Source organism: Rhodoblastus acidophilus (assembly GCF_025961575.1).
GTDB classification, from domain to species: Bacteria; Pseudomonadota; Alphaproteobacteria; order Rhizobiales; family Beijerinckiaceae; genus Rhodoblastus; species Rhodoblastus acidophilus_C.
In genome coordinates this window covers 48034-71268 of the sequence record NZ_JAOQNX010000001.1, presented here as the reverse complement: position 1 = coordinate 71268, position 23235 = coordinate 48034, and the positions used below count along the sequence as shown (strand labels likewise).

The window sequence follows — 23235 nt, the reverse complement described above, 5'->3', positions numbered from 1 at the left end:
GGTTTAAAAGCCTAGTGAAGGGGTTCCGCCCAGGCAGGTCTCCTGAGCGGGTTGGGTGTTTCTGCGCGACAGCGGCCCGACCGCAACGATCGAAGCGAGCAGCAGAAGGATTTCGATCCCGTAGACCGTGACGTAACCGGTCACGGGATCGCTGAGGGCCTCGCCGAGCGCGCCGCTCACCGCGAGCGCGCCCACCGTGTCATTGATCAAGCCGCTGGCGGCGATGGCGAGACCCGCCGCCGTCGCCTGCGCGGCGCCCCAGGCGCCGAGCGCGAGCCCGCGCGCTTCCGGTTTCGACGCCGCCATGCTGGCGGTCAAACCGCCATGAGCGAACAGGCCGCCGCCGAAACCGATCAGGCCGACGCCCATGCCGAACACGGCGCCCGATTCCATGGGGGCGGCCACCATCACGAAGGTGAAGGCGACGACGCCGATCAGCGCGCCCCAGCCGGCGACCCGGTGCGGGTCCGCGCCGCGGTTCAGACGCCGCGCCGCCATGACCAGGCCGAGACCGCTGCCGAACGCCAGCATGGCGGTGAGCGCCGTGGTCGCGCCGACCGGCAGATGCAGGATCTTGCCGCCATAGGGCTCGAGCAGAATGTCCTGCATGGAAAAGCCGGCGGTGCCGAGCGCGATGGCGATCAGGCGGCGGCGGGCGCGCGCCTCATTGGCGAACAGGCGCCAGGCTTTGAGGAAGCCGACGCGCTCCGAAATGGTGGCGGCGCTGTAGCGCGGCTCCTGCTTCCACAGCGCGATGACATTGAGAACCAGCGTCACGGCGGCGGCGCTCTGGATCACCTGGATCAGGCGGATCTGGCTGAAATGGCGCAGGGCGAGGCCGAAAACGAAGGCGCTGACCACCATGCCGACCAGCATGGCCGCGCACAAAAGCGCGACCACCTTGGGACGCGCGCGCTCCGGCGCGAGATCGGTGGCGAGCGCCAGGCCGATGGTCTGCACGGTGTGCAGGCCGGCGCCGACCAGCAGGAAGGCGAGCGCCGCAGCGGCTTGCCCCAGCCACATCGGCATTGTGGTGTCGCCGGACAGCAGCACCAGCGCGAAGGGCATGATCGCAAAACCGCCGAACTGGGCGAGCGTGCCGAACCAGATGAACGGCGCGCGGCGCCAGCCGAGCACGGAGGTGTAGCGGTCGGAGCGGAAGCCGATCACCGTGCGCAGCGGCGCGGAGAGCAGCGGCAGAGCGAGCATGAGCGCGACGATCCAGGAGGGCACGCCGAGTTCGACGATCATCACGCGGTTGAGCGTGCCGATCATCAACACCGCGGCCATGCCGACGGTGACCTGGAACAGCGACAAGCGCAGCAGACGTCCCATCGGCAATTCGGCCGTCCCCGCATCCGCGAAGGGCAGGCGGCGAAGCGCGTGGATGAAGACGGCGCTGAACTCGCTCATGCGGGACGGGCCTCCAAAGCTTCGGAAATGTAGAAGCCGCGCGAGACGCGATAGGAGCGCGTCAGGCGCCAGTTCTGCAAGCCGGGCCGCTGCTGCATTTCGCGCTCGAGCGCGGCCTGCGAGATCGGCGCGATCGCCGGCGAACGGTCGCCGCGCGGGAAGAATTTGCCGACCGCATGCATGATGGTGAGCGGAATGGTGCGCGGCGCGATGGTGAAGATCATGCCCTGCGCGGTGCGCGCGGCCAAAGTCTCCAGCGCCTTGGCGATGTCGGAGCCTTCATAATGGATCAGGCTGTCCATCGCGACGATATAGTCGAAATTGCCGAGTTCGGGCGAGAGATAGTCGCCGACGCGCCAGTCGATATGAGCCGCGAAAGGTTCGCTGGCCGAACGCTCCTTGGCGAGATTGACCAGGGTGGGGGAGATGTCGATGGCGACGACATCCGCGCCGCGGCGGGCCGCTTCGACGGCCAGCGCGCCCGAGCCGCAGCCGGCGTCGAGAATGCGCAAGCCCGTGGGGTCCGCGGGGAGCCAGGAGAGCAGGTTGGCGCGCATTTCGTCGCGACCGGCGCGAACGGTGGCGCGCACCGAACCGACGGGCTCGTCGGAGGTCAGGCGGCGCCAGGCTTCGACCGCGGTGCGGTCGAAGTAGGTGCGCAATTCCTCGCGCTTGTTGTCGTAGCTCACTTCAGCCATCAATCGAAACCCAGGAATTCGAAGAGTTCGCGATCCTTCATCGGGGTCGCCTCGATGGCGTCGACGCCCTGCCAGAGCTTTTCGGCGAGCTGCATATATTCCTCGCGGACCTGCAGCACTTCCGGCGTCTCGTCCATCTCGAACAAGGTGCATTTCTTCAGGCGGCTGCGGCGGACGGCGTCGACGTCGCGGATGTGGGCGACGCGCTTGAGGCCGGTGCGTTCGCAGAAGCCGTCGATCTGATCGGTGTTTTTCGAACGGTTGGCGATGACGCCGCCGAGGCGCACGTCATAGTTCTTCGCTTTCGCATTGATCGCGGCGGCGATGCGGTTGGCGGCGAAGATGGAATCGAAATCGTTTGCCGTGACGATCAGCGCGCGGTCCGCGTGCTGGAGCGGCGAGGCGAAACCGCCGCAGACCACGTCGCCGAGCACGTCGAACACGACGACATCGGTGTCGTCGAGCAGGCGGTGCTCCTTGAGCAGTTTGACGGTCTGGCCGACGACGAAACCGCCGCAGCCGGTGCCGGCGGGCGGGCCGCCGGCCTCGACGCACATCACGCCGTTATAGCCTTCCATCATATAGTCTTCGACGCGCAGCTCCTCGATGTGGAAGCGCACGGATTCCAGCGCGTCGATGACGGTCGGCGCCAGGCATTTGGTCAGCGTGAACGTCGAATCGTGCTTGGGGTCGCAGCCGATCTGCAGCACGCGCTTTCCCAGCTTGGAAAAGGCGACCGACAGGTTCGACGACGTCGTGCTCTTTCCGATGCCGCCCTTGCCGTAGATGGCGAACACTTTCGCCGTGTCGATCCGGATGTCCGGGTCGAGTTCAACCTGCACGGATCCTGGGGGCTGGGCATTCCGGATCACGGTGTTCATGCAACCTCCGCAACAACGCCTTCGAGGCGATCTTCCAACTCGTCACCGGCGTTCTGCAATGCCGCGAGCATCTCTGGGTCGGGCTTCCAGTAACCACGTTCATGCGCCTCGAGCAACCGGGTGGCGATCTTCGCCGTTGCCGCAGGGTTGAGCGCAGCCAGGCGGTCGCGCATCTCCTTGTCGGTGACATAGGTCTGCGTCAGGCGCTGATAGACCCAGGGCTCGACCTGGCCGGTGGTGGCCGACCAGCCCATCGTGTTGGTGACATGGGTCTCGATCTGGCGCACGCCCTCGAAACCATGCTTGAGCAGGCCTTCGTACCATTTCGGATTGAGCATGCGGGTGCGGGTTTCCAGCGCCACCTGCTCGTTGAGCGTGCGCACCACGCCCTCGCCCTTGGTCTGGTCGCCGATATAGACCGGCGCGGTCTCGCCCTTGGCGCGCTTCACCGCGCGGCTGACGCCGCCCAGCGTGTCGAAGTAATTGTCGACCGTGGTGACGCCCAGCTCGACGGAATCGAGGTTTTGATAGGCCAGATCGACGCTCTGCAACACGCTCTTGAGCAGTTCCGGCTTTTGCGCCGGCGAGCCGGAGCGGCCGTAGGCAAAGCCCTTGCGGCGGGTGTAGGTCTCGGCGAGCTCGTCCTCGTTTTCCCAGTTGCCGGATTCCACGAGGTTGTTGACGTTCGAGCCATAGGCGCCGTCGGCGTTGCCGAACACGCGCAGCGAGGCCTCTTCGATGTCGCAATTATGCGTGGCCATGAAGTCCAGCGCGTGCTTGCGGACGAAATTGCGCTCGACCGGCTCGTCGGCGCTGGCGGCGAGGAAGCAGGCTTCGGCCAGCATTTTGATCTGCAGCGGCAAAAGGTCGCGGAAGATGCCGGAGAGCGAAATCACCACGTCGACGCGCGGGCGACCCAGCTCTTCGAGCGGGATCAGCGTGGCGCCGGCAAGGCGGCCGTACGAATCGAACCGCGGCGCGGCGCCCATCAGGGCGAGAGCCTGCGCGATCGGCGCGCCCTCGGTTTTCAGATTGTCCGTGCCCCACAGCACCAGCGCGATGGTCTCGGGGAAGGCGTTGCCGTCGAGGCAATAGCGGTCGAGCAGGCGCTGCGCCTGTTTCGCGCCATCCTGGATCGCATAGGCGCTCGGGATGCGGAAGGGATCGAAGCCGTGGAGGTTGCGGCCCGTCGGCAGGATTTCCGGCATGCGCAGCAGGTCGCCGCCCGGCGCCGGACGGATGAACTTTCCGTCGAGCGCGCGCAAAATGCCGCCGATCTCGTGGTCCTCGGCCAGATAGTCGGCGGAGGGTTTGAGCACGCGCAAAACGTCGCGCGTCGCTTCGTCGCGGGTGATGGAATCGACCGGCTTGCCTTCGACCAGCGCGATCACGTCTTCGCGCTTCAGCTGCACGCCCTGGGTGGCGTCGGCCATCGAGGTCAGCATGTCGACGCGCTCTTCCACCGACATGGGCGAGCCCACGACATGGAGGCCGTGCGGGATCAGCGTGTATTCGAGTTCGAGCACGGCGTCGCCGAGCGCGCGAATCTTTTCTTCGGATTCGTCGGCCGTCCACAAGGGCTCGGCCTTGGCGAGATCGAGCTCGCTGGCCTGCGCCTGGATGATCTCGGCGAGTTCCTTGCGCTCCTGGTCGGCGTCGGGGCCGCAGGCGCGATAGCGGTCGAGCGTCGCGCGCAGGTCGAGCAGGCCGCGATAAAGACCGGCATTGGCGACCGGCGGGGTCAGGTAGCTGATCAGCGTCGCATAGGCGCGGCGCTTGGCGATCGCGCCTTCGGACGGGTTGTTCGAGGCGTAGAGATAGAAATTCGGCAGGTCGCCGATCAGGCGATCCGGCCAGCACTGGCCGGACATGCCGGTCTGCTTGCCGGGCATGAATTCCAGCGCGCCATGGGTGCCGAAATGCAGCACCGCATCGGCGCCGAAATCTTCCTTGATCCAGCGGCAGAAGGCCGAGAAGGCGTGGGTCGGCGAGAACCCATGCTCGAACAGCAGGCGCATCGGGTCGCCTTCATAGCCCATCGAGGGCTGGATGCCGACGAACACGTTTCCGAAGCGTTCGCCGAGCACGTGCAGCGTCGCGCCGTCGGTGTTCTGGCGGCCGGGGGCGGGGCCCCATTGCGCTTCGATCTGCTTGAGCCATTTTTCACGGCGCACGTGGTCATCGACCGGAATGCGCGCGTGGACATTGGCCACTGCGCCATAGTTCGCCGCATTGCCGGTGACGATGGACTCGCGCAAGGCGTCGACGGTCGCCGGCGGGGTGACGGAATAGCCGGCCTCCTTCATCGCGATGAGCACGCGGTGCAGCGACTCGAACACGGAGAGATAGGCGGCGGTGCCGGTATTGCCGGCGTTCGGCGGGAAGTTGAAGATGACGACCGCGACCTTGCGCTTGGCCCGCTCGGAGCGGCGCAGCACGGCGAGACGTTCGATGCGCGCGGCGAGCGCATTGGCGCGCTCCGGACAGACGTGCATGTCGCGCAGGCTTTCCGTCTCCGGGAAGCAGCAGCCGTCCTCGCAGCCGCCGCAGATCGCGCCGCCGCGGGCGCGGCCGCCGAACACGGCGGGGCCCGTGGAGCCGTCGAGTTCGGGAATGGCGACCATGATGGTCGATTCCACCGGAAGCAGGCCGCGATCGGACTCCTTCCACTGTTCCAGTGTCTGGAATTCGACGGGGTGCGCGGCAATATAGGGCGCGTCGAGTTTGACCAGAATCTCTTCAGCCGCCTTGGCGTCATTATAGGCGGGGCCGCCGACGAGACTAAAACCCATGAGGGAGGCCATGGCGTCGATGGTCGAGCGCCCGTCCTTCATGAAGAATTTTTCGATGGCCGGGCGGGCGTCGAGGCCGGCGGCGAAGGCCGGGATGACGCGCAGCCCGCGATCTTCCAGCGCCTTGATCATGCCGTCGTAATGGCCGGTGTTTCCCGCCAGCACATAGGAGCGCATGATCAGCAGGCCGACGGTGGCCTTGGCGCCCTTTTTCGCCGGTAGCTTGTCCACGGATTCGGCGACGCGGCCGGGGAGGTCGGGGTGATAGACGCCGTTCTCCGGATATTCCTTCGGCGGCGCGACCTTGATGTGGCCGCGCAGGGTCTTGCGCGGGCCGTCGGCATAGCGGTCGACCAGCGCGCGCACCAGGTTTTCCATGTTCTCTTCGGAACCGGCGAGCCAGTACTGAAGCGTGAGGAAATAGACGCGGACGTCCTGGGCGGTGCCGGGAATGAAGCGCAGCAGTTTGGGAATGCGGCGCAACATCGACATCTGGCTGGCGCCGGCGGATTCGCTCGGGGTCTTGTTGCCGCGCAGCTTCTTCAGGAGCGCCATCAGGCCGCTGGCCGGCGCGCTCATGTCGAACTTGCCCATTTTGGTGAGCTTGGTCACCTCACCGGCGGACATGGCGCAGACCATGGCGTCGCAATGGTCGCGACGCGCCATCAGCGCCGGCAGCAGCGGCTTAAAATGCTCTTCCAGGAACAGCATGATGCTGACGACAATGTCGGCTTCGGCGATGTCGTCGAGACAGGCTTGCAGCTTCTCCGGATCGGAGCTGAACTCGGACGCCGCGTGCACGGTGAGCTGCAGGCCGGGGATCTCTTTCGCCAGCGCCACGCGGGCGCGATCTGTCGCGCTGGCGACATGCGAATCCATCGTGACGATGACGAATTTCACGGAGGCTTCCTCAGCGGCCGTAATGGGCTTTTGCATCATACAAAGTTCCCACACTAATGGTCGTCAGACCACGCTCACGCGCGTACTTTTCGGTGTTTCCGCGGGCCTTGCCGCGGACGAAGAACGGGATTTTCTTCAGCTCCTTGGTCGCCTCTTCGGTCCATTGCGGTTCGACAGGCGAGCTCGCGGCGGCGGCCGTGGGGGCCGCAGCTGCAGTTGGTTCCGCCGCGGGAATCGGGGCGGGCGCCGGGGCGCTGGAGGCGCCGAGATGCGACGCATGCTCGTGGAATTCGGAATCCTCGCGGAACATGCCGAGCAGATGTTCCTCAAGGCCCATCATCAGCGGATGGACCCAGGAATCGAAAATCACGTTCGCGCCTTCAAACCCCATTTGCGGGGCATAGCGCGCCGGGAAATCCTGGACGTGCGTCGGCGCGGAAATCACCGCGCAGGGCAGACGCAGGCGCTTTGAAATATGGCGCTCCATCTGCGTGCCGAGCACCAGTTCCGGATGCGCGTCGGCGATGGCTTTTTCGACATCGAGATAATCGTCGGTGATCAGCGCCTCGATGCCGTTCAGTTCGGCGCGGGCGCGCACCTCGCGGGCGAATTCGCGCGAATAGGTGCCGATGCCGACAATGTCGAAACCGATTTCTTCGCGGGCGATTTTTTCGGCTGCGAGCACGTGGGTGGCGTCGCCGAAGATGAAGACGCGTTTGCCCGTGAGATAGGTCGAGTCGACCGAGCGCGACCACCACGGCAGGTTTGAGGTCGGCAGCTCCGCATCGGCGGGCAGGTTGGCGATCTTGCGCACCTCCGCGATGAACTCGCGGGTGGCGCCAATGCCGATCGGCACGGTTTTCGTGTAGGGCTGGCCCTGCGCCTTTTCCAGATATTGCGCGGCCGGCAGCGCAATTTCGGGATAGAGGACGACGTTGAAATCGGCGTCGCCGAGGCGGGTCAGATCGTCGGGCGTCGCGCCCATCGGGGCGACCACGTTGACGTCAACGCCGAGCGCATTGAGCAGTTTTGTGATCTCGATGACGTCGTCGCGATGACGGAAGCCGAGCGCGGTGGGACCGAGCAGATTGGCCAGCGGGCGCGGGCGAACTGGGCGCTGCTTGCGTTCGCCGGCGAGGCCGCGGGCGAGCCGATAAAAGGTTTCGGCGGCGCCCCAGTTTTCCTTGCGCGAATAGGCCGACAATTCCAGCGGAATGACCGGGCAGGGCAGGCCGAGGGTTTTGGCGAGACCGCCGGGATCGTCCTGGATCAGCTCGGCGGTGCAGGAGGCGCCGACGATGATCGCGCGCGGCTGATGGCGCTCATAGGCGGCGCGCGCGGCGTCCTTGAACACTTCGGCCGTGTCGGTGCCGAGGTCGCGGGCCTGGAAGGTCGTGTAGGTGACCGGCGGGCGCTCGGCGCGGCGCTCGATCATCGTGAACAGCAGGTCGGCGTAGGTGTCGCCCTGCGGCGCATGCAGGACGAAATGCAGACCCTTCATGCCGGTCGCCACGCGCATGGCGCCAATGTGGGGCGGACCCTCGTAGGTCCAGAGCGTCAGTTGCATGACTAGACCTCCAGACGCGACCGCCGCGCCAGCGGCCGGGTGAAGAGTTCGGCGAGGTCGCCAGCTTGATCATAGCCCTGAATGGGGGTGAACAGCAATTCGATGGCCCATTTGGTGGTGAGGCCCTCGGCCTCCAGTGGATTGGCGAGACCCAGGCCGCAGACGGTGATGTCGGGCCTCTTTTCGCGCACGCGATCAAGCTGCGCATCGACGTCCGAACCCTCGTTGAGACGGGTCTCCGCCGGCAACATGGCCAGCTCTTCCGCCATCAGCGCGCGATGCAGGTAAGGCGTTGAAACGTCAACAGGTTTCATGCCGACCTCGCGCGCCAGAAAGCGCGCCAGCGGGATCTCGAGCTGCGAGTCCGGGAAGAAGAAAATCGTCTTGCCGCCGAGCTTTTCGCGCTGGCGGGCCAGCGTCATTTGCGCGCGGGCGAGACCCGGGGCGATGGCCGCCTCGAATTTCTCGGCGGGGACGTCGAAGGTTTCCGCTGCGGCCTTTAGCCACAGGGTTGTGCCCTCGGCGCCGAGCGGATAGGGCGCGGCGATCCGTCGCGCGCCGCGCGCCTCAAGAGCGCGCGCGGTTTCGGCGAGGAAGGGCTGCGCCAGGATGAAGCGGGTGTTCGGACCGACCGCCGGCATGGCGTCGGCGCGGCGCGCCGGCAGGAAGCGGGCGTCGACGCCCATGTCCTTGAACAGGCCGGCGAACTGGTCCTCGACAATGTCGGCGAGCGCGCCGACCACCATCAGCGACGGCGCCGCGGTCGCGGGCTCGGCCGGCAGGGTGGGGACAAGCGCCGCCAGGCAGGCATCCTCGCCCTCGGTAAACGTCTTTTCGATACCGCTGCCGGAATAGCTGATGACGCGGGCCTTGGGCGCGTGCTTGGCGTTGAGGCGCTGCGCGGCGCGGACCAGGTCGATCTTGATGACCTCGGACGGGCAGGAGCCGACCAGGAACAGCAGCTTGATGTCGGGGCGGCGCTCCAGCAGTCGGCCGACGACGCTGTCGAGTTCGTCATGGACGTCGGCGAGGCCGGCGAGGTCGCGCTGGTCGAGGATCGCCGTGGCGAAACGCGGCTCGGCGAAGATCATCACGCCGGCGGCGGACTGGATCAGATGCGCGCAGGTGCGCGAGCCCACCACGAGGAAGAAGGCGTCCTGAATCTTGCGGTGCAGCCAGACGATGCCGGTGAGGCCGCAGAACACCGAACGCTGGCCGCGCTCATGGTGGACGGCCGGGCCGTCGCCATGCGGGCGAATGGAAACAGATTCGTTCATGGGGCGGCTTCCGCGGCGGGTTCGGCTTGCTGGGCGGCGGCGCGGTCGTCAGCCTGCTGCTGGAGGCGCGCGGCGCGGAGTTTCAACAGGAACTGTCCGGCGTTGACGACATAGGTCGCGTAGGCCGCCAGCGCGATCATCATCTGTCCCCGGGTGTCGGTGAAGCCGGTGAACAGGGCGACGAGATAGGCGGTGTGCAGCGCGATCACCAGGAAGCTGAACACATCCTCCCAGAAGAACGGCTCGGCGAACAGATAGACGCCGAACACCACCTTCTCCCAGATCGCGCCGGTGATCATGATGGTGTAAAGGACGAGCGTCTTTACCACGATCGACGCCGTCGCGATCTCCTGGCCATGGCCGGTGACGAGATAGCGGATGACGAGGGCGAGCGAGACGAGGAAGACGAGGAATTGAAGCGGAGCGAGGATCCCCTGCACCAGGGTCCAGACCGTGGCGTCGCGACGCTCACGTTGCTCGGGACTATAGAGCGCTTTCGATCTCGCGCTGGTCGTCCGATCACCGATCATATTGTTTTCCCTGGGCCGGCAGGCGTTTAGGCCGCCATGGCCGGAGCCATGGCTGGTGAGGCGATCCTAGGGCGGGGGGGCAAAAAATGTCAAGATAAATTGACGTAAAGCAAAAAATACATTTAAGTGGGGAAACGGCGCGCGGGGGTCGCGGGCCGTGGGGTGGCGAGGACCTGCGCTCGCCACGATGGACGGCGTTCGCGGTCTCGGAAGTTGGGGGCGGCATGTACCAGCCGGGCGCGTTCCCTGTGAGCATCGCCAGCGACGTCACCGGCGCGGGACCGACGACGCTGCGGCGCAGTGTGCGCGGCAAGGCCGGCAATGGCCTGATCTGCTTAGAGTCCAGGCTCGGGCGTGGCAACCGCCCCGCGCCGTCCTGCGACGAATTGACCGCCCTGGCGCGGTTGCTGGCGACGGGACGCGACGACGCGTTCCGCGCGGAAATTTATGGACGGCTCGCCGGTGGCGGGCCGCTTTCGGTGATGATGGACATTCTCGCGCCGGTGGCGCGCGAAATCGGCTGTTTCTGGGACAATGACGAGAGCGATCTCATCGACGTGCAGCGCGCGACCGGCGTGCTGAAGCGTCTGATCGACGAGATCGCGCTGCGCGTCACCGCCCAGACGCTGGCCAAACCTCCCTCCATTCTCTTGCAGGCCGCGCCCGGCGAGCGTCACACGCTCGGCGTCCAGATGGCCGAATCCGTATTTTGCGGGATGGGGTGGCGGGTCGCCAGGAGCGAGGCGCGGGGGTTCCGCGCCGAACTCGCGCATGAATGGCGCGATTTTCTCGGTTTTTCCTTGAGCTGCGATCGCCACCTTGACGCCTTGGCCCAGGCGATCGCCGAAGCGCGCGCGGTGTCGCGCAATCCAAAGCTCCTTGTTGTCGTCGGCGGCGCGTTTTTCGGCCGTCGTCCCGACATCGCCAGACAGATTGGCGCCGATTTCTGTGTGTGCGGAACCGAGATGCCTGTGCAACCCCAAGACGCATTGTTAAATGGACCACGACGTCATACCTTTTTCACCCGCGCGGCTGAGCTCGGCTTCGGTCAGCCTGAACAGGAATGAAACCGTGAGCGACCGCTCGTCGGCTTTTCCCCCGAAGGGACGCTTCTCCGATGCGAAGGAGCATCTTGGCGCCGTGGACGCGGTCACGGCGGGCGCCCTTATTGCGGCCTCCGCCGATGTGTCCATCGTCATGGACAAGGAGGGCGCCGTGCTCGACGTCGCCTTCGCCGAGCCGGGGCTCGCCAAGGAGGTGGGCGGCGCCTGGGTCGGGCGGCGCTGGGTCGATCTCGTCACCAGCGAAACCCGCCCCAAGGTCGACGACCTCCTGGGCGAGGCGAACGTCACCCAGCCGACGCGCTGGCGCCAGGTCAATCATCCCTCCGCGATCGGCGGCGCCGACGTGCCCGTGCGCTATTGCGCGATCCGCGTCGAGACCGAGCAGCGCGTGGTGGCGGTGGGCCGCGACATGCGCGCGCTCGCCGCGCTGCAGCAGCGCCTCGCCGACGCCCAGCAGGACATGGAGCGCGAATATGCGCGCATCCGCGACGCGGAAAAACGCTACCGCCTGCTGTTCCAGCTCTCGGCCGAGCCCGTCGCCATCATCGACGCCAACACCCAGCGCATCGTCGAGGTCAATCCGGCGGCGGCGACGCTGTTCGGCGTCGATCCCCGGCGCATTCCCGGCTCGCCCTTCGTCGATCTGTTCGACGCGCGCAGCAAACAGGCCATCCAGTCTTTCGTCGCCGCGGCGCGGCTGGCGCCGCGCGTCGACAATGTCATGGTCGAGACCGCGCAGCAGGGAACGCGCGTGCTGATTTCCGGCTCGCTGTTCCGCCAGGACAGCGCCGCGCATCTGCTGGTGCTGTTCTCGCGCGTCGAGGGCGGGGCGGGCGCCCGGACCGAGCAGGAGAGCAATCTGCTGCAGATGGTCGTGGCCATGCCCGAGGCTTTCGTCGTCGTCAGCGGCGACCTGCGCGTCGCCAGCGCCAATGCGGCCTTTCTCGACCTCGCCCAGGTCGGGGTCGAGGCGCAGGCGCGGGGCGAAAAGATCGAGCGCTGGCTCGGGCGGCCCTCCATCGACGTCGGCATCCTGTTCGCCAATCTGCGCGCTCATGGGGCGGTGCGACATTTTTCCACAATCATGCGCGGCGAACTCGGGTCGACCGAGGATGTCGAGGTCGCCGGCGTGCTGCTGCCCGGCGCCGGCGAGCCGAGCTATGGCTTGACCGTGCGCGCGGTGGGCTGGCGTCCCGGCAGCGAGCGCCTGGGTGGGCGCGAATTGCCGCGCACCGTCGAGCATTTCATTGATCTCGTCGGCCGCGTTCCCTTGAAAAATTTGGTGCGCGAGACCACGGATCTCATTGAAAGACTCTGCATCGAGGCGGCGCTGGAGTTGACCAACGACAATCGCGCCGCCGCCGCGGAAATGCTGGGCTTGAGCCGACAGGGCTTTTACGCCAAACTGCGCCGCTACGGCCTTGGCGATCTCGGCGACGACGACAATTCCGACGACGAGGTTTGACGCGGAAGCGGTGGGTTTGATCTCGGGCAAACCCCTGGCCAAAAGCGTAAATGTTGCTTGACACTCTGGACTGTCAAGTCTAGCGTTTTTTCATGTCAAAGCCTCAATATCCGGAACCGTCAGCCGTCCTGGAACTGCTGAAACCCGTCACTTGGTTCGCCCCGATGTGGGCCTATATGTGCGGCGTCGTGTCGTCCGGCGTGCCGATCCGTTGGGGCGCCGCGCTGCTCGGCGCCGTGCTCGCCGGTCCGCTGGTCTGCGCGACCAGCCAGGCGGTCAACGACTGGTACGACCGTCACGTCGACGCCATCAACGAGCCGAACCGCCCCATCCCCTCCGGCCGCATTCCCGGCGAATGGGGCTTTTATATTGGCGTGATCTGGTCGGTGCTGTCGCTGATCGTCGCCACCGCGCTCGGAACTTCGGTGCTGTTCGCCGCGATCTTCGGTCTCGCTCTGGCCTGGGCCTATAGCGCGCCGCCGTGGCGGCTGAAGCTCAACGGCTGGTACGGCAATTCGGCCGTGGCGATCTGCTACGAGGGCGTGCCGTGGTTCACCGGCGCCGCCGCCATGGCTGGCGCCTTCCCGAGCAATTCCGTCATCCTGTTCGCGCTGCTCTACAGCATCGGCGCCCATGGCATCATGACCCTGAACGATTTCAAGGCGATCGAGGGCGACAAGGTGATGGGCGTGCGCTCGCTGCCGGTCCAGCTCGGCGTCGAAAAGGCCGTGCGGCTCGCCTGCGCGGTCATGGCCGCCCCGCAGCTGATCGTCATCACCCTGCTGTGGAATTGGGGCCACCCGTTCTACGCCTTCCTCATCGTCGGCCTGTTGATCGGCCAGTTCGTCCTGATGGCGCGGCTGCTCAAGGACCCGCGCGGCCAGGCGGCTTACTACAACGCCACGGGCACCACCCTTTACGTGTTGGGCATGCTGGTCAGCGCCTTCGCGCTGCGCGCCGGATGAGGTCTTGATGAGCGCCACGGTCACATCGTCGCATCCCCCGCATCTGGACTCCTCGCATTTGACTTGGGCGGGGATTCTGAGGCTGGGTCTGGTCCAGACCTCGCTCGGGGCGATCGTGGTGCTGATGACCGCGGCGATCAACCGCGTCATGGTGGTTGAGCTGGCGCTGCCGGCGGTGATCCCCGGCCTGCTCGTCGCGCTGTTCCATGGCGTGCAGGTGATGCGCCCCGCCTGGGGCCATAAATCCGACGTCGCGGGACGTCGAACCCCCTGGATCGTCGGCGGCATGGCGGCTTTGGCGATCGGCGGCGTGCTCGCCGCCGCGGGCGCCGCGCTCGCAGGAACCGACCGGGCTCAGGGTCTCGCCGTCGCCGCCCTCGGCTTCCTGCTGGTCGGCTGCGGCGCCGGCGCGGCCGGCACCAATGTGCTAGCGACGCTCGCCGCCCGCGTCGCGCCGCAACGGCGCGCCGCCGCCGCCACCCTGGTCTGGGTGATGATGATCGTCGGCTTCGCCGTCACCGCGCCGCTCGCCGGCCATTTCCTCGATCCCTATTCCGGCGCGCGGCTGATCGCCGTGACCTCCGTCGTCTGCGCTTCCGCCTTCGTCATCGCCAGTCTGGCGGTGTTCGGCGTCGAGGCCAATTCCGTCGCCAAGCCCGCGCATGAGCGCCGTTCCGCCTCGTTCCGCGACGCTTTTCGCGAAGTCTGGGCCGAGCCGGCGGCGCGCCGCTTCACCGTGTTCATCTTCGTCTCCATGCTCGCCTATAGCGCGCAGGAGCTTCTGGTCGAGCCCTTCGCCGGCCTCGCCTTCGGCATGCCTCCGGGCGTGACCACCAAACTCGCGGGCCTCCAGCACGGCGGCGTGCTGCTCGGCATGATCACGGTCGCCATCGGCGCCTCGGCGATCGGCGGGCCGCGGCTCGGCAATCTGAAACTTTGGATCATCGGCGGCTGCCTGTTCGCCGCGGCCGCGTTGGTGGCGGTGGCCGCCGCCGGCCTGCTGTCCGGCCAGCCCGGCGCGCTGCGGGCGGCGATCTTCGCGCTCGGCGTCGGCGACGGCATTTACGCCGCCTCCGCCATCGGGGCGATGATGGGGCTCGCCAGCCGCGGCGCGGAACAGCGCGAGGGCGTGCGCATGGGCCTTTGGGGCGCGGCGCAAGCCTTGGCTCTGGGCGCCGGCGGACTGATCGGCGCCGCGCTGGTGGATCTTTCGCGATGGGCTTTGGGCTCGGCGCTGAGCGCCTATGCCGCGGTCTTCGTCATCGAGGCCATCGCCTTTGTCGCCGCGGCTTTGCTGGCGACCCGCATCGAGCGTGAGGCGACAAAACCTCAGGCTCAAACCGTGGAATTCGGAAGCGCGCCCACCGGCGCATAGGACAGTTCAAAACAAGGAGAGACCCATGTCAGCTCAGGATCGCTACGACGTGGTTGTAGTCGGGGGCGGACCGGCTGGCGCGACGGCTGCGCATGACCTGGCCAAGGCCGGGCGAAAGGTTGCGCTGCTCGACAAGGCCGGACGTATCAAACCCTGCGGCGGCGCCATTCCGCCGCGCGCCATTCGCGACTTCGACATTCCCCAGCATCTGCTGAAATGCCGGGTCAATATGGCGACCATGATTTCGCCCACCAACAAGCGCGTCGACATGCCCATCGACGGCGGCTATGTCGGCATGGTCGACCGTCTCGAGTTCGACGAGTTTTTGCGCGCGCGCGCCGCTGACGCCGGGGCGACCCGGGTGACCGGAACCTATGTGCGCATCACCCGCGAGAACGGCGAGACGCTGGTCCATTACACCCCCAAGGGTTCGGTCGCCGAGGAAGTGCTGCACACCAAGCTGGTGATCGGCGCCGATGGCGCGGTGAGCAAGGTCGGCCGCCAGGAGGTTCCCGGCGCCGAGAAAATCCCGATGGTCTTCGCCTATCACGAGATCGTCGAGACACCGCCGCAGAACCCGAACCGTTGCGAAATCTACTACCGCGGCGCTTTGTCGCCGGATTTCTACGCCTGGGTGTTCCCGCACGGCCCGACCATGAGCGTCGGCGTCGGTTCGGCGCACAAGGGGTTTTCGCTGCGCGGCGCGGTCGCCGACCTGCGCGCCGAAACGGATCTGGGACCGCTGAAAACCATTCGTGGCGAAGGCGCGCCCATTCCGCTCAAGCCGTTGAAGCGCTGGGACAACGGCCGTGACGTGGTGCTGGCCGGCGACGCCGCCGGAACCGTGGCGCCCGCGTCGGGCGAAGGCATTTATTATGCGCTGCTGGGCGGCCGTCTCGCCGCCGAGGCCTGCGACGAATGCCTGAAGACCGGCGATGTCAAGGCGCTCGGTCTGGCGGCCAAGCGCTTCTTCAAGGATCATGGCCGCGTGTTCTGGGTGCTCGGCCTGTTGCAGCGCTTCTTCTACGCCAGCGACCGCGCCCGCGAGAGTTTTGTGAAGATCTGCCTGGACCCCGATGTCCAGCGGCTCACTTGGGAATCCTACATGAACAAGGAATATCCCAAGCGGAACTTCGTTGCCCAGATGCGCATTTTCTTCAAGGACGTGGCGCATCTGCTGAGACTCGCCTGACCCATGATGCAAACTTTTTGGGCTCATCTGACGGAAATCGCGGTCGCCTCGGCGGCCGTGCTTTTCGTCGCAGTGGTCGGCGGACTGACGACGAACACCGGGCCCTGGTACAGAAATCTGCGCTTTCCGGCGGCCAAGCCGCCGGATTGGGCGTTCGGGCCGGGCTGGGCCGTGATCTTCGCTTTGATCGCAACCGCGGGCGTGTTCGCCTGGAACGATGCGCCGGGCGTCGGCGCCCGCTCCACGCTCCTGGTCCTGTTCGCGATCAACGCCGCGTTCAATTTGGCGTGGAGCCCGCTCTATTTCACCTTGCGGCGGCCCGACTGGGCGCTGATCGAACTCGTTCCCTTCTGGGTCTCGGTGCTCGCCCTGATCCTCTATTGCGCCGGCTTCTCGCCGCGCGCCGCCTGGATGCTCGCGCCCTATCTCGCCTGGGTGAGTTTCGCCGGATGGCTCAACTGGCAGGTGGTGCGGCTGAATGCGCCCTTTGGTCGCAGGGTGGCCTGAGTGACCACCGCCTGGTTCGATCCCCGCTATATTGACCTTGCGCTGGTATTGCTCGTCGTCGAAGGCGTGGCGCTGCTGGTTTATCGCGCAAAAACAGGCAAAGGACCGGCGCCGCGCGGGCTGATCGCCAATTTCGCCGCCGGCGCCTGCCTGTTGCTTGTCGCCCGCGCCCTGCTCACCGGCGCCGGCGGGCTCGCCACGCTTGCGGCGCTGACCGGGGCGCTTGTCGCGCATGTGGTTGATCTTGCTCTGCGTTGGGAGCGCGGAGCCAAAGCCCGGGATGGCGATCATCCAAAGGGGTGAGGCAGAGTGTCGCAGGTCCCGCCCAGGGGATCAAACACGCGTGACCGTCAGGCAGGCCGGGCCTCAAGCGCAATGTTCTATATCAAAGACTTGACCAGAGACAGGTGTTACCTGTTCGCCTGACAATTCGGCCTGAGGGCGTTGACGCTTGTCATTTGGGCTTTACTCGCGTGAGGTTTTTGGCTCTTATGCCCGAGCTAGCCCTCATCGACTGGCTCTCTGACTTGCCCATCGGTGCTGTTAACCGGGAGGGGTTAATGGGTTTTGCAGGCTTTGCCTTGAACGCTCGCGACCATCAACACGCGGGCATTATGTCACTTAATGAAGCAAGCAAGTTGGCGGTGGTTCGGCCGCACCTGGTTGATTCTCAAAGCGCTCGTCTGGAAAAGGTCGTCAACGAACACCTCGGCCCGAAACTCGCGAGTCTGCATCAGAAATGGTTGGTTCCGGCGTTCCCGTTTGAGGCGGACCCCGAGATCATTACGGAATTTGCGCGTCTCGTGGTGCAACCCGACGGTTCCGCCGCCGAGGCGTTCTTCCTTCGCAAACGCGATGAAGGCATGAGCATGGCGGCTCTGTTCGAGACCTTGCTCACGCCTACGGCGCGCCGCCTGGGCGAGTGCTGGTACGAGGACGAGTGCGATTTCGTCGACGTCACCCTCGGCGTCATGCGGTTGCGCGCGCTGCTCGAGACCTGCGTGCGGGTCACGGGCGCCCCGGCCGCGCCCGGCCGCAACGCCCTGCTGATCTCGGCTCCCAAGGAGCGTCACTTCTTCGGCGTCGAAGTGGTGTCCGCCTTCCTGGTGTCGTCGGGCTGGGACACCACGCTTTCGCTCGGCCAATCCGCCGGCGCCTATGCCCGCATCGCGGAATCCCAGTGGTTCTCGGTGCTTGGCGTGACTGTGAGCGATGAGGCGCATCTCGACGGCGCCGCGCGCGCCATCGAAGCGGTGCGCCGTCGCTCCGCCAATCCGTCGATCTCCGTGATCGTCGGCGGCTGGGCCCTGCGCGGCCGTCCGGACCTCGCGGCGCGCATCGGTGGCGACGCCATGGCCGAAGACGGACCCGGCGCGCTGCTGCTCGCCAATCGTTTTTACTTTGATCAGGCGGCCGCCGCCTGATCTCATCATACATGACAGTTTTTTGCGCGCGTCTCCGATGGAGGCGCGCGTTTTTTGTTTGTGGTCTGGTGTGCGGCGCAAGCGCGAAATCTTGAATCAAGAGGATCGCGGGGACGAACCCCTCATCCGTCGCGCTTCGCGCGACACCTTCTCCCGCAAGGGGAGAAGGGCGCCAACTTCGGGGGTTACTGGTGGGCGGCGCCGAGAAAGATCGCGTCGGCGTGCTGGTCCAGATAATGCCGGAACCAATAGGTGTAGGCCTGGGGATTGCGGGCCACGTCTTCAATCAGCTGCTCCCGCGTAAACCAGCGGCAGTCCATGACCTCATCGGGATTGAGGTGCGTTTCGCCGTCGAACTGGCCGTGGAACATATGCACGACCTCGTCCTCGACAAAACCGTCGCCGACATCGGCGCGGTAATGGGTGATGCACAGGAAGGTCAGGCGGCATTCGACGCCCAGCTCTTCCTTGAGCCGGCGCGCCGCGGCTTCCGCGACATCCTCGCCGACGCGCGGATGCGTGCAGCAGGTGTTGGTCCACAGACCGCCCGAATGATATTTCCCGAGCGCCCGGCGTTGCAGCAGCATTTCGCCGCGCGCATTGGTGACGCAAACGGAAATCGCCCGATGCCTCAGGCCGAGGCGATGCGTTTCAATCTTGCCGAGCGTCCCGACCGCGCGGTCCTCGGCGTCCACGAGGATCACGGTTTCGCGGTCGTCGTTCATCTCTCATCCCAGGTTGCCCCTTACGGGCTAGACGATTTCTTGTCCCAAATCAATTGAAAGTGACAGCTATCGTTACCTTGGGCGCAACAGATGGTCTCGCGCGCCTGCGTCGCCGGCGACACCAGGGCGCGGAACAGGGTTTCGAACACCGCGGCATGCCAGACGCAAGTCGGGGCTTCCGCGTGAAGGCCCTCGCACAGTGGGTTGTTCTTGATGACGGCTTCGACGCCCGAGCCGACCGTGTAGGAAAAGCCGTCGGCGCCGCCGAACGTCCAGGCGTTGGCGGAAATCGCCTTCATCAGCACGGAGGCGGCGAGACGCGCCGGCAGGATCTTGAGAATGATCTGCGCAGGACGCGGGATGCGCACGGCCAACAAATATTCGGCTGTGAGGCGACCGGCGAGCGCCAAAACCGCTTCGGCGCGCGCCACCGGCAGCACGTCGCGCAAGCCCTGGTGAAGGCGGGCGGCTTCGTGGGCCGGGATCATCGAAGAGGGGGGCGTTTCGATCCAGGCGGCGCGGTCCGCATCTGCGAACAGGCGCTCCATCGCCTCGGTTTCGCCAAGCTGTTTCAGCGCGGTGACAAGCTGAATCAAAGAGTTCGGGCCAATATGGCCCGAACGCTCATTGTCGTTTGGCTGCGCCATCAATCAGACGCGCATGCCGATGCGGGCGTCGCCGCCAGCCTTGGCCTGTTCCTCGGCGCGACGGGCGAGCGTCGCCTCGTCGATGCCCTCGGAATCCTCATCCGACAGCTGCTGGACGCCGCCGCCGCACGCCTTGGCGTCCAGAGCCGGAGCCGAAGCCGCCTTTTCGACATGCTTGCGCGAGTTTTCCGCGGCCGCCTTCCAGTCGCCGGTCGTCGCCGCGTCCATCTTGCGCGTGTCGTCGAAGTGGAAGTCCACCGTCTTCTTCGACTGCGGCCCCCAATAGCCGACCTTGCCCAAGTCGTAGAACTTGCGCTGGAAGCCGGCCTTCAGGAAGGCCTTGAGGCAGCCGAGCAGATAGCGCCGGCGCATGCCGGTCCCCGACCACGGGTAGGAGAACAACGCTTTCTTGGCATAGAAGCGGCGGTAGTTGTTCATCACGAGGTCGAGCAACTCGCCGCGCTCCAGAGCCAAAGGCTTCATGATCGGCGTGACGAAATTGTACTTCTCGAAGTCGAACACCTCGACCTTGTCCTGCAACTCCTGGAAGAGCGGCGTGAACGGCCACGGGGTGTACATCGACCAGTTGGCGAGATCGGGCTTCCAATCCTGCGTCATCCGGTAGGTTTCTTCGAGGGTTTCGGCGGTCTCGTTCTCGAGCCCGACGATGAACTGCGCTTCGACGACCATGCCGTTCTTGCGCAGAAGCTCGATGGCGCGCTTGTTGTCGTTGACCTTGGTTTCCTTGTTGAACAGGTCAAGCTTCAACTGCGCGGCGGCTTCGGTGCCCAGCGAAACGTGGAGCAGGCCGGCCTTGCGGTAGAGCGGCAGCAGCTCCTCGTCGCGGAGGATGTCGGTGACGCGGGTGTTGATGCCCCACTGGACCTTGTCCGGCAGGCCGCGCGCGATCAGCTCTTCGCAGAACTGAATGAATTTCTTGCGGTTGATGGTCGGCTCTTCGTCCGCGAGGATGAAGAAGCGCACATCGTGCTTCTTGTAGAGGGTCTCGATCTCGTCGACGACCTTCTTGGGGTCGCGAACGCGATAGTCGCGCCAGAACTTCCACTGCGAGCAGAACGAGCAGGTGAAGGGACAGCCGCGCGCCATGTTCGGGATGGCGACCCGGCAGTTCAGCGGGATGTACTGATACTTGTTCCAGTCCAGGATATCCCAGTCGGGATCGATGCCGTCCAGGTCCTTGACCGTCGGGGCGGCTTCGGTGGCGACGATCTGGTTCGAGCCGTCAGCCGCCTTTTCGATATAGGCGATGCCCTTGACCGACTTGCGGCGCTCGTTCCAGTCGCCGGCGCCGAAGGCGCGCATGACCTCGACGAGGATCTCTTCGCCTTCGCCGCGCACGACCGCGTCGACCCAGGGCGCTTCCGCAAGCACCTGCTTGAACATGAAGGTCGCGTGGACGCCGCCGAGCAGCGTCAGGGCTTCGGGGCAAACTTCCTTGGCGATCTTGAGGCTGTTTTCGGCCTTGTAGATCGACGGCGTGATCGAGGTGCAGCCGATGACGTCAGGCTTCGCCTCGCGGATGCCGCGCGCGAGAGTCTCGTCGTCGATGTCGTCGGTCTGCGCGTCGATGAACACGCATTCGTGTCCGGCGTTGCGGACGGCGCCGGCGAGATAGGCGGCCCAGGCGGGCGGCCACGTGCCGGCGATTTCGGCGCCGCCGGAATGATAATTGGGGTGGATCAGCAGGAGGCGCATGGGACACCCCATCTTGTTGAGTTGTACGGGATTGTTGACACCGGGATTGTAAAGCCCAATTTACATTTGTCAATCGAGGCTTGGTATTTAAGGCGGTCTCGATTGTCAAAACGTCAATTCGACGCAGGGCGCGCGCTGCGCAGGGTTTGCCAGGGGTTGGAATGCGCGCGACATGGGGTCGCTGATCGGCCTGGAAAATCCCGAGAGCGTGGCTCCGCTTCCGGCTGTTGGATTACCTCGGGAAGCCTGCGCAGGCAAGAGAGAAGTCAGGCCGGGGCCTTCACGAAGGCGCGCGTCGCCGCGAGCCAGGCTTTGGCGCGGCGTTCCGGGTCAGGGCTTTGGCTGACGTCGCTGATGACCGCGAGGCTGTCGGCGCCGGCGGCGAAGATCGCGCCTGCGTCTTCAAGACGCAGGCCGCCGATGGCGATCAGGGGCCGCGCGCCCAGGCGGCTTTTCCATTTGCGCAGGTTCTGCAGACCTTGCGGGGCGCGGTCAAAATGTTTCGAGCTTGTGGCGAAGATCGGCTGCAGGGCGACGCAATCGGGGTTCAGCGCCAGGGCTTTTTCCAGCTCCTCCTCGGTTTCGGTGGAGAGGCCGAGCGTCAGGCCGGCGGCGCGGATCGCCTTGATGTCGGCCGATTTCAAATCCTCCTGGCCGAGGTGGACATGCGCGCAGCCCAGGTCTCTGGCGAGGCGCCAATGGTCGTTGACGACGAGTTGCGCGCCATGGACATCGCAGAGTTTTTGTGCGCGCAAAATTTCGGCGCGCAGCGCGGGCTCCGGCGCGTCCTTGATGCGCAATTGGACGAGTTTCACGCCCCAGGCGAGGGCGCGCGCAATGGCCCCTGCGCTGTCCAGAATCAGGTAGAAGGGGTCGAGCCGCATGGATCAGCCTGTCGAATTTGGGACCGTTTTATGAGCACATCTCGCGAATTGACCGACGCCGCCTGCCGTTTGCTCGACGACCTGCGACACAAGCGCCCGCTGGTGCAGAATGTCACCAATTATGTCGCCATGGACCTGTCCGCCAATGCGCTTTTGGCGATCGGCGCCTCGCCGGCCATGGTCCATGCGCGGGAGGAGGCGGGCGATTTCGCCGCTTTGTCCGACGCTCTGGTCGTCAATATCGGCACGCTTTCGGATAATTTTGTCGCGGGCATGCGCGAGGCCGCGCGGGTGGCGCGGGAGCGGGCAAAACCCTGGGTGCTCGATCCCGTGGGCGCCGGCGCGACAAAATATCGCAATGAGACCATCGCCGAACTTTTGGCGCTGAACCCGGCGGTCATTCGCGGCAATGCGTCCGAAATCATTGCGGTGGCGCGGATCGCCGGTCTGCATGACGCCGCGGCGGCCGGCAAGGGGGTCGACAGCCTGCATGGGACCGAGGCGGCATTGGCGCCGGCTTTGGCTTTGGCGCGGGGGCAGAAATGCGTGGTGGCGGCGACCGGCGCGGTCGATCTGGTCACCGATGGCGCGCGCGTCGCCCGCATCGCCAATGGCGCGCCGGTCATGGCGCAGGTGACGGCGAGCGGTTGCGCCCTCTCGGGGATTGTCGGCGCTTTCGCGGCGGTCTCGCCGGATGTTTTTGGCGCGACGGTTGCGGCTTTGGGCGTTTACGGCGTCGCCGGCGAAATCGCGGCGGCGGGTTGCGCGGGCCCGGGCAGTTTCAGGGTCGCGCTGCTCGACCAATTGGCCGCCGTGGACGCCGAGGCGTTGCGGACGCGGCTGAAACTGTCTCAGTCGGTCCTGGAGACATAGGCGGCGCGTCGGGCGTCGTCGCGAAAGAACGCGGGCGGCGCGTTGAGTTCGTCGGAGAGTTGCGCCAGCACGGACGCGCCGATGGCAAAACCGCTTTCAAAGGCCTCGATCCGCGCGGGGCTCACGCCCAGGGCCTCGGCGAGATTTTCGCGGCTTTTGCCCATCAACATGCGCAGCATGCGAATTCTTCTGCCAACCTCTTCGCTCATCTGATCACCGTCCTTCTGACGCCGACAGGCTTTGTTTTTGCCGTGAGATCCGCTTGCCCCGCATCCCCCATTTGGGGAATGCGGGGGCTTGAACCCTCGAAAGTATGCGTTGCGTCAGCTTGGCCAAGGCT

General features: G+C 65.7%; 21 protein-coding genes. 9 read left to right on the top strand and 12 right to left on the bottom strand.

What is annotated here, in order from left to right; all coding sequences use genetic code 11:
- Positions 1-3 precede the first annotated feature (3 nt).
- Genes M2320_RS00295 through bchF form a run of 7 tightly spaced genes read right to left on the bottom strand, consistent with a single transcriptional unit; the run spans position 4 to position 10058 of the window.
- Positions 4-1413: an MFS transporter gene (locus M2320_RS00295; RefSeq protein ID WP_184425937.1), complete on the bottom strand. Its 1410-nt coding sequence runs from the start codon at positions 1411-1413 to the stop codon at positions 4-6.
- The gene (gene bchM / locus M2320_RS00290) at positions 1410-2111 is read right to left on the bottom strand and encodes a magnesium protoporphyrin IX methyltransferase (RefSeq protein ID WP_184425935.1); all 702 of its coding nucleotides are present in this window, start codon (positions 2109-2111) and stop codon (positions 1410-1412) included. The genes M2320_RS00295 and bchM overlap by 4 nt, the downstream gene beginning before the upstream one ends.
- The gene (gene bchL / locus M2320_RS00285) at positions 2111-2992 is read right to left on the bottom strand and encodes a ferredoxin:protochlorophyllide reductase (ATP-dependent) iron-sulfur ATP-binding protein (RefSeq protein WP_184425933.1); all 882 of its coding nucleotides are present in this window, start codon (positions 2990-2992) and stop codon (positions 2111-2113) included. Before bchL ends, bchM begins: the two co-directional genes overlap by 1 nt.
- On the bottom strand, positions 2989-6720 hold the full coding sequence (locus M2320_RS00280; RefSeq protein WP_264595592.1) for a magnesium chelatase subunit H: 3732 nt from the start codon (positions 6718-6720) through the stop codon (positions 2989-2991). The genes bchL and M2320_RS00280 overlap by 4 nt, the downstream gene beginning before the upstream one ends.
- Positions 6695-8251 (bottom strand): ferredoxin:protochlorophyllide reductase (ATP-dependent) subunit B, encoded by a 1557-nt coding sequence (gene bchB / locus M2320_RS00275; RefSeq protein ID WP_264595591.1) that lies wholly within the window; start codon positions 8249-8251, stop codon positions 6695-6697. The genes M2320_RS00280 and bchB overlap by 26 nt, the downstream gene beginning before the upstream one ends.
- Positions 8252-8253: 2 nt before the next feature.
- Positions 8254-9528, bottom strand: a complete 1275-nt coding sequence (locus tag M2320_RS00270) for a ferredoxin:protochlorophyllide reductase (ATP-dependent) subunit N (protein WP_264595590.1) — start codon at positions 9526-9528, stop codon at positions 8254-8256.
- A complete protein-coding gene (bchF, locus tag M2320_RS00265; RefSeq protein ID WP_184425925.1) occupies positions 9525-10058 on the bottom strand; it encodes a 2-vinyl bacteriochlorophyllide hydratase in 534 nt (177 codons plus the stop codon). Before bchF ends, M2320_RS00270 begins: the two co-directional genes overlap by 4 nt.
- Before the next feature lie 224 nt (positions 10059-10282).
- Between bchF and M2320_RS00260 the strand changes: the two genes are divergently transcribed.
- The 8 genes from M2320_RS00260 (at position 10283) to M2320_RS00225 (ending at position 18050) form a co-directional block, all read left to right on the top strand.
- On the top strand, positions 10283-11125 hold the full coding sequence (locus tag M2320_RS00260; RefSeq protein WP_184425923.1) for a cobalamin B12-binding domain-containing protein: 843 nt from the start codon (positions 10283-10285) through the stop codon (positions 11123-11125).
- A gap of 4 nt (positions 11126-11129) precedes the next feature.
- The gene (gene ppsR, locus M2320_RS00255) at positions 11130-12587 is read left to right on the top strand and encodes a transcriptional regulator PpsR (protein ID WP_264595589.1); all 1458 of its coding nucleotides are present in this window, start codon (positions 11130-11132) and stop codon (positions 12585-12587) included.
- Between the two features lie 92 nt (positions 12588-12679).
- Entirely contained in the window at positions 12680-13552 is an 873-nt protein-coding gene (chlG, locus tag M2320_RS00250) for a chlorophyll synthase ChlG (RefSeq protein WP_184425919.1), read from the top strand.
- 7 nt (positions 13553-13559) lie between these two features.
- Complete coding sequence (locus M2320_RS00245; protein WP_264595588.1) at positions 13560-14927, top strand: BCD family MFS transporter; 1368 nt, start codon at positions 13560-13562, stop codon at positions 14925-14927.
- A gap of 25 nt (positions 14928-14952) precedes the next feature.
- Positions 14953-16119: a geranylgeranyl diphosphate reductase gene (locus tag M2320_RS00240; protein ID WP_264595587.1), complete on the top strand. Its 1167-nt coding sequence runs from the start codon at positions 14953-14955 to the stop codon at positions 16117-16119.
- 3 nt (positions 16120-16122) lie between these two features.
- The gene (locus M2320_RS00235) at positions 16123-16626 is read left to right on the top strand and encodes a TspO/MBR family protein (RefSeq protein ID WP_319801398.1); all 504 of its coding nucleotides are present in this window, start codon (positions 16123-16125) and stop codon (positions 16624-16626) included.
- Positions 16627-16929, top strand: coding sequence for a hypothetical protein (locus M2320_RS00230; protein WP_264595586.1), 303 nt, complete (start codon positions 16627-16629; stop codon positions 16927-16929).
- Between the two features lie 188 nt (positions 16930-17117).
- Positions 17118-18050 (top strand): cobalamin B12-binding domain-containing protein, encoded by a 933-nt coding sequence (locus tag M2320_RS00225; protein ID WP_264595585.1) that lies wholly within the window; start codon positions 17118-17120, stop codon positions 18048-18050.
- Between the two features lie 185 nt (positions 18051-18235).
- On the opposite strand, the gene idi is transcribed toward M2320_RS00225, so the two are convergent.
- The 4 genes from idi to M2320_RS00205 form a co-directional block, all read right to left on the bottom strand.
- Positions 18236-18775, bottom strand: coding sequence for an isopentenyl-diphosphate Delta-isomerase (gene idi, locus M2320_RS00220; RefSeq protein ID WP_264595584.1), 540 nt, complete (start codon positions 18773-18775; stop codon positions 18236-18238).
- A 20-nt stretch (positions 18776-18795) separates the two neighbouring features.
- The gene (gene bchJ / locus M2320_RS00215) at positions 18796-19422 is read right to left on the bottom strand and encodes a bacteriochlorophyll 4-vinyl reductase (RefSeq protein ID WP_264595583.1); all 627 of its coding nucleotides are present in this window, start codon (positions 19420-19422) and stop codon (positions 18796-18798) included.
- Between the two features lie 3 nt (positions 19423-19425).
- Positions 19426-21138: a magnesium-protoporphyrin IX monomethyl ester anaerobic oxidative cyclase gene (bchE, locus tag M2320_RS00210; protein ID WP_264595582.1), complete on the bottom strand. Its 1713-nt coding sequence runs from the start codon at positions 21136-21138 to the stop codon at positions 19426-19428.
- A gap of 266 nt (positions 21139-21404) precedes the next feature.
- Positions 21405-22022, bottom strand: coding sequence for a thiamine phosphate synthase (locus M2320_RS00205; RefSeq protein ID WP_264595581.1), 618 nt, complete (start codon positions 22020-22022; stop codon positions 21405-21407).
- A 30-nt stretch (positions 22023-22052) separates the two neighbouring features.
- Between M2320_RS00205 and thiM the strand changes: the two genes are divergently transcribed.
- Positions 22053-22895 (top strand): hydroxyethylthiazole kinase, encoded by an 843-nt coding sequence (thiM, locus tag M2320_RS00200; RefSeq protein ID WP_264595580.1) that lies wholly within the window; start codon positions 22053-22055, stop codon positions 22893-22895.
- Here thiM and M2320_RS00195 read toward each other — a convergent pair.
- Positions 22874-23104 (bottom strand): helix-turn-helix domain-containing protein, encoded by a 231-nt coding sequence (locus M2320_RS00195; protein WP_264595579.1) that lies wholly within the window; start codon positions 23102-23104, stop codon positions 22874-22876. The genes thiM and M2320_RS00195 overlap by 22 nt on opposite strands.
- Positions 23105-23235: the final 131 nt, after the last annotated feature.

Bases quoted from the DNA above. Each gene is read 5' to 3' on its own strand.
- M2320_RS00295 (WP_184425937.1), bottom strand. From the start codon at position 1,413: ATGAGCGAGTTCAGCGCCGTCTTCATCCACGCGCTTCGCCGCCTGCCC.
- bchM (WP_184425935.1), bottom strand. From the start codon at position 2,111: ATGGCTGAAGTGAGCTACGACAACAAGCGCGAGGAATTGCGCACCTAC.
- bchL (WP_184425933.1), bottom strand. From the start codon at position 2,992: ATGAACACCGTGATCCGGAATGCCCAGCCCCCAGGATCCGTGCAGGTT.
- M2320_RS00280 (WP_264595592.1), bottom strand. From the start codon at position 6,720: ATGCAAAAGCCCATTACGGCCGCTGAGGAAGCCTCCGTGAAATTCGTC.
- bchB (WP_264595591.1), bottom strand. From the start codon at position 8,251: ATGCAACTGACGCTCTGGACCTACGAGGGTCCGCCCCACATTGGCGCC.
- M2320_RS00270 (WP_264595590.1), bottom strand. From the start codon at position 9,528: ATGAACGAATCTGTTTCCATTCGCCCGCATGGCGACGGCCCGGCCGTC.
- bchF (WP_184425925.1), bottom strand. From the start codon at position 10,058: ATGATCGGTGATCGGACGACCAGCGCGAGATCGAAAGCGCTCTATAGT.
- M2320_RS00260 (WP_184425923.1), top strand. From the start codon at position 10,283: ATGTACCAGCCGGGCGCGTTCCCTGTGAGCATCGCCAGCGACGTCACC.
- chlG (WP_184425919.1), top strand. From the start codon at position 12,680: ATGTCAAAGCCTCAATATCCGGAACCGTCAGCCGTCCTGGAACTGCTG.
- M2320_RS00245 (WP_264595588.1), top strand. From the start codon at position 13,560: ATGAGCGCCACGGTCACATCGTCGCATCCCCCGCATCTGGACTCCTCG.
- M2320_RS00240 (WP_264595587.1), top strand. From the start codon at position 14,953: ATGTCAGCTCAGGATCGCTACGACGTGGTTGTAGTCGGGGGCGGACCG.
- M2320_RS00235 (WP_319801398.1), top strand. From the start codon at position 16,123: ATGATGCAAACTTTTTGGGCTCATCTGACGGAAATCGCGGTCGCCTCG.
- M2320_RS00225 (WP_264595585.1), top strand. From the start codon at position 17,118: ATGCCCGAGCTAGCCCTCATCGACTGGCTCTCTGACTTGCCCATCGGT.
- idi (WP_264595584.1), bottom strand. From the start codon at position 18,775: ATGAACGACGACCGCGAAACCGTGATCCTCGTGGACGCCGAGGACCGC.
- bchJ (WP_264595583.1), bottom strand. From the start codon at position 19,422: ATGGCGCAGCCAAACGACAATGAGCGTTCGGGCCATATTGGCCCGAAC.
- bchE (WP_264595582.1), bottom strand. From the start codon at position 21,138: ATGCGCCTCCTGCTGATCCACCCCAATTATCATTCCGGCGGCGCCGAA.
- M2320_RS00205 (WP_264595581.1), bottom strand. From the start codon at position 22,022: ATGCGGCTCGACCCCTTCTACCTGATTCTGGACAGCGCAGGGGCCATT.
- thiM (WP_264595580.1), top strand. From the start codon at position 22,053: ATGAGCACATCTCGCGAATTGACCGACGCCGCCTGCCGTTTGCTCGAC.
- M2320_RS00195 (WP_264595579.1), bottom strand. From the start codon at position 23,104: ATGAGCGAAGAGGTTGGCAGAAGAATTCGCATGCTGCGCATGTTGATG.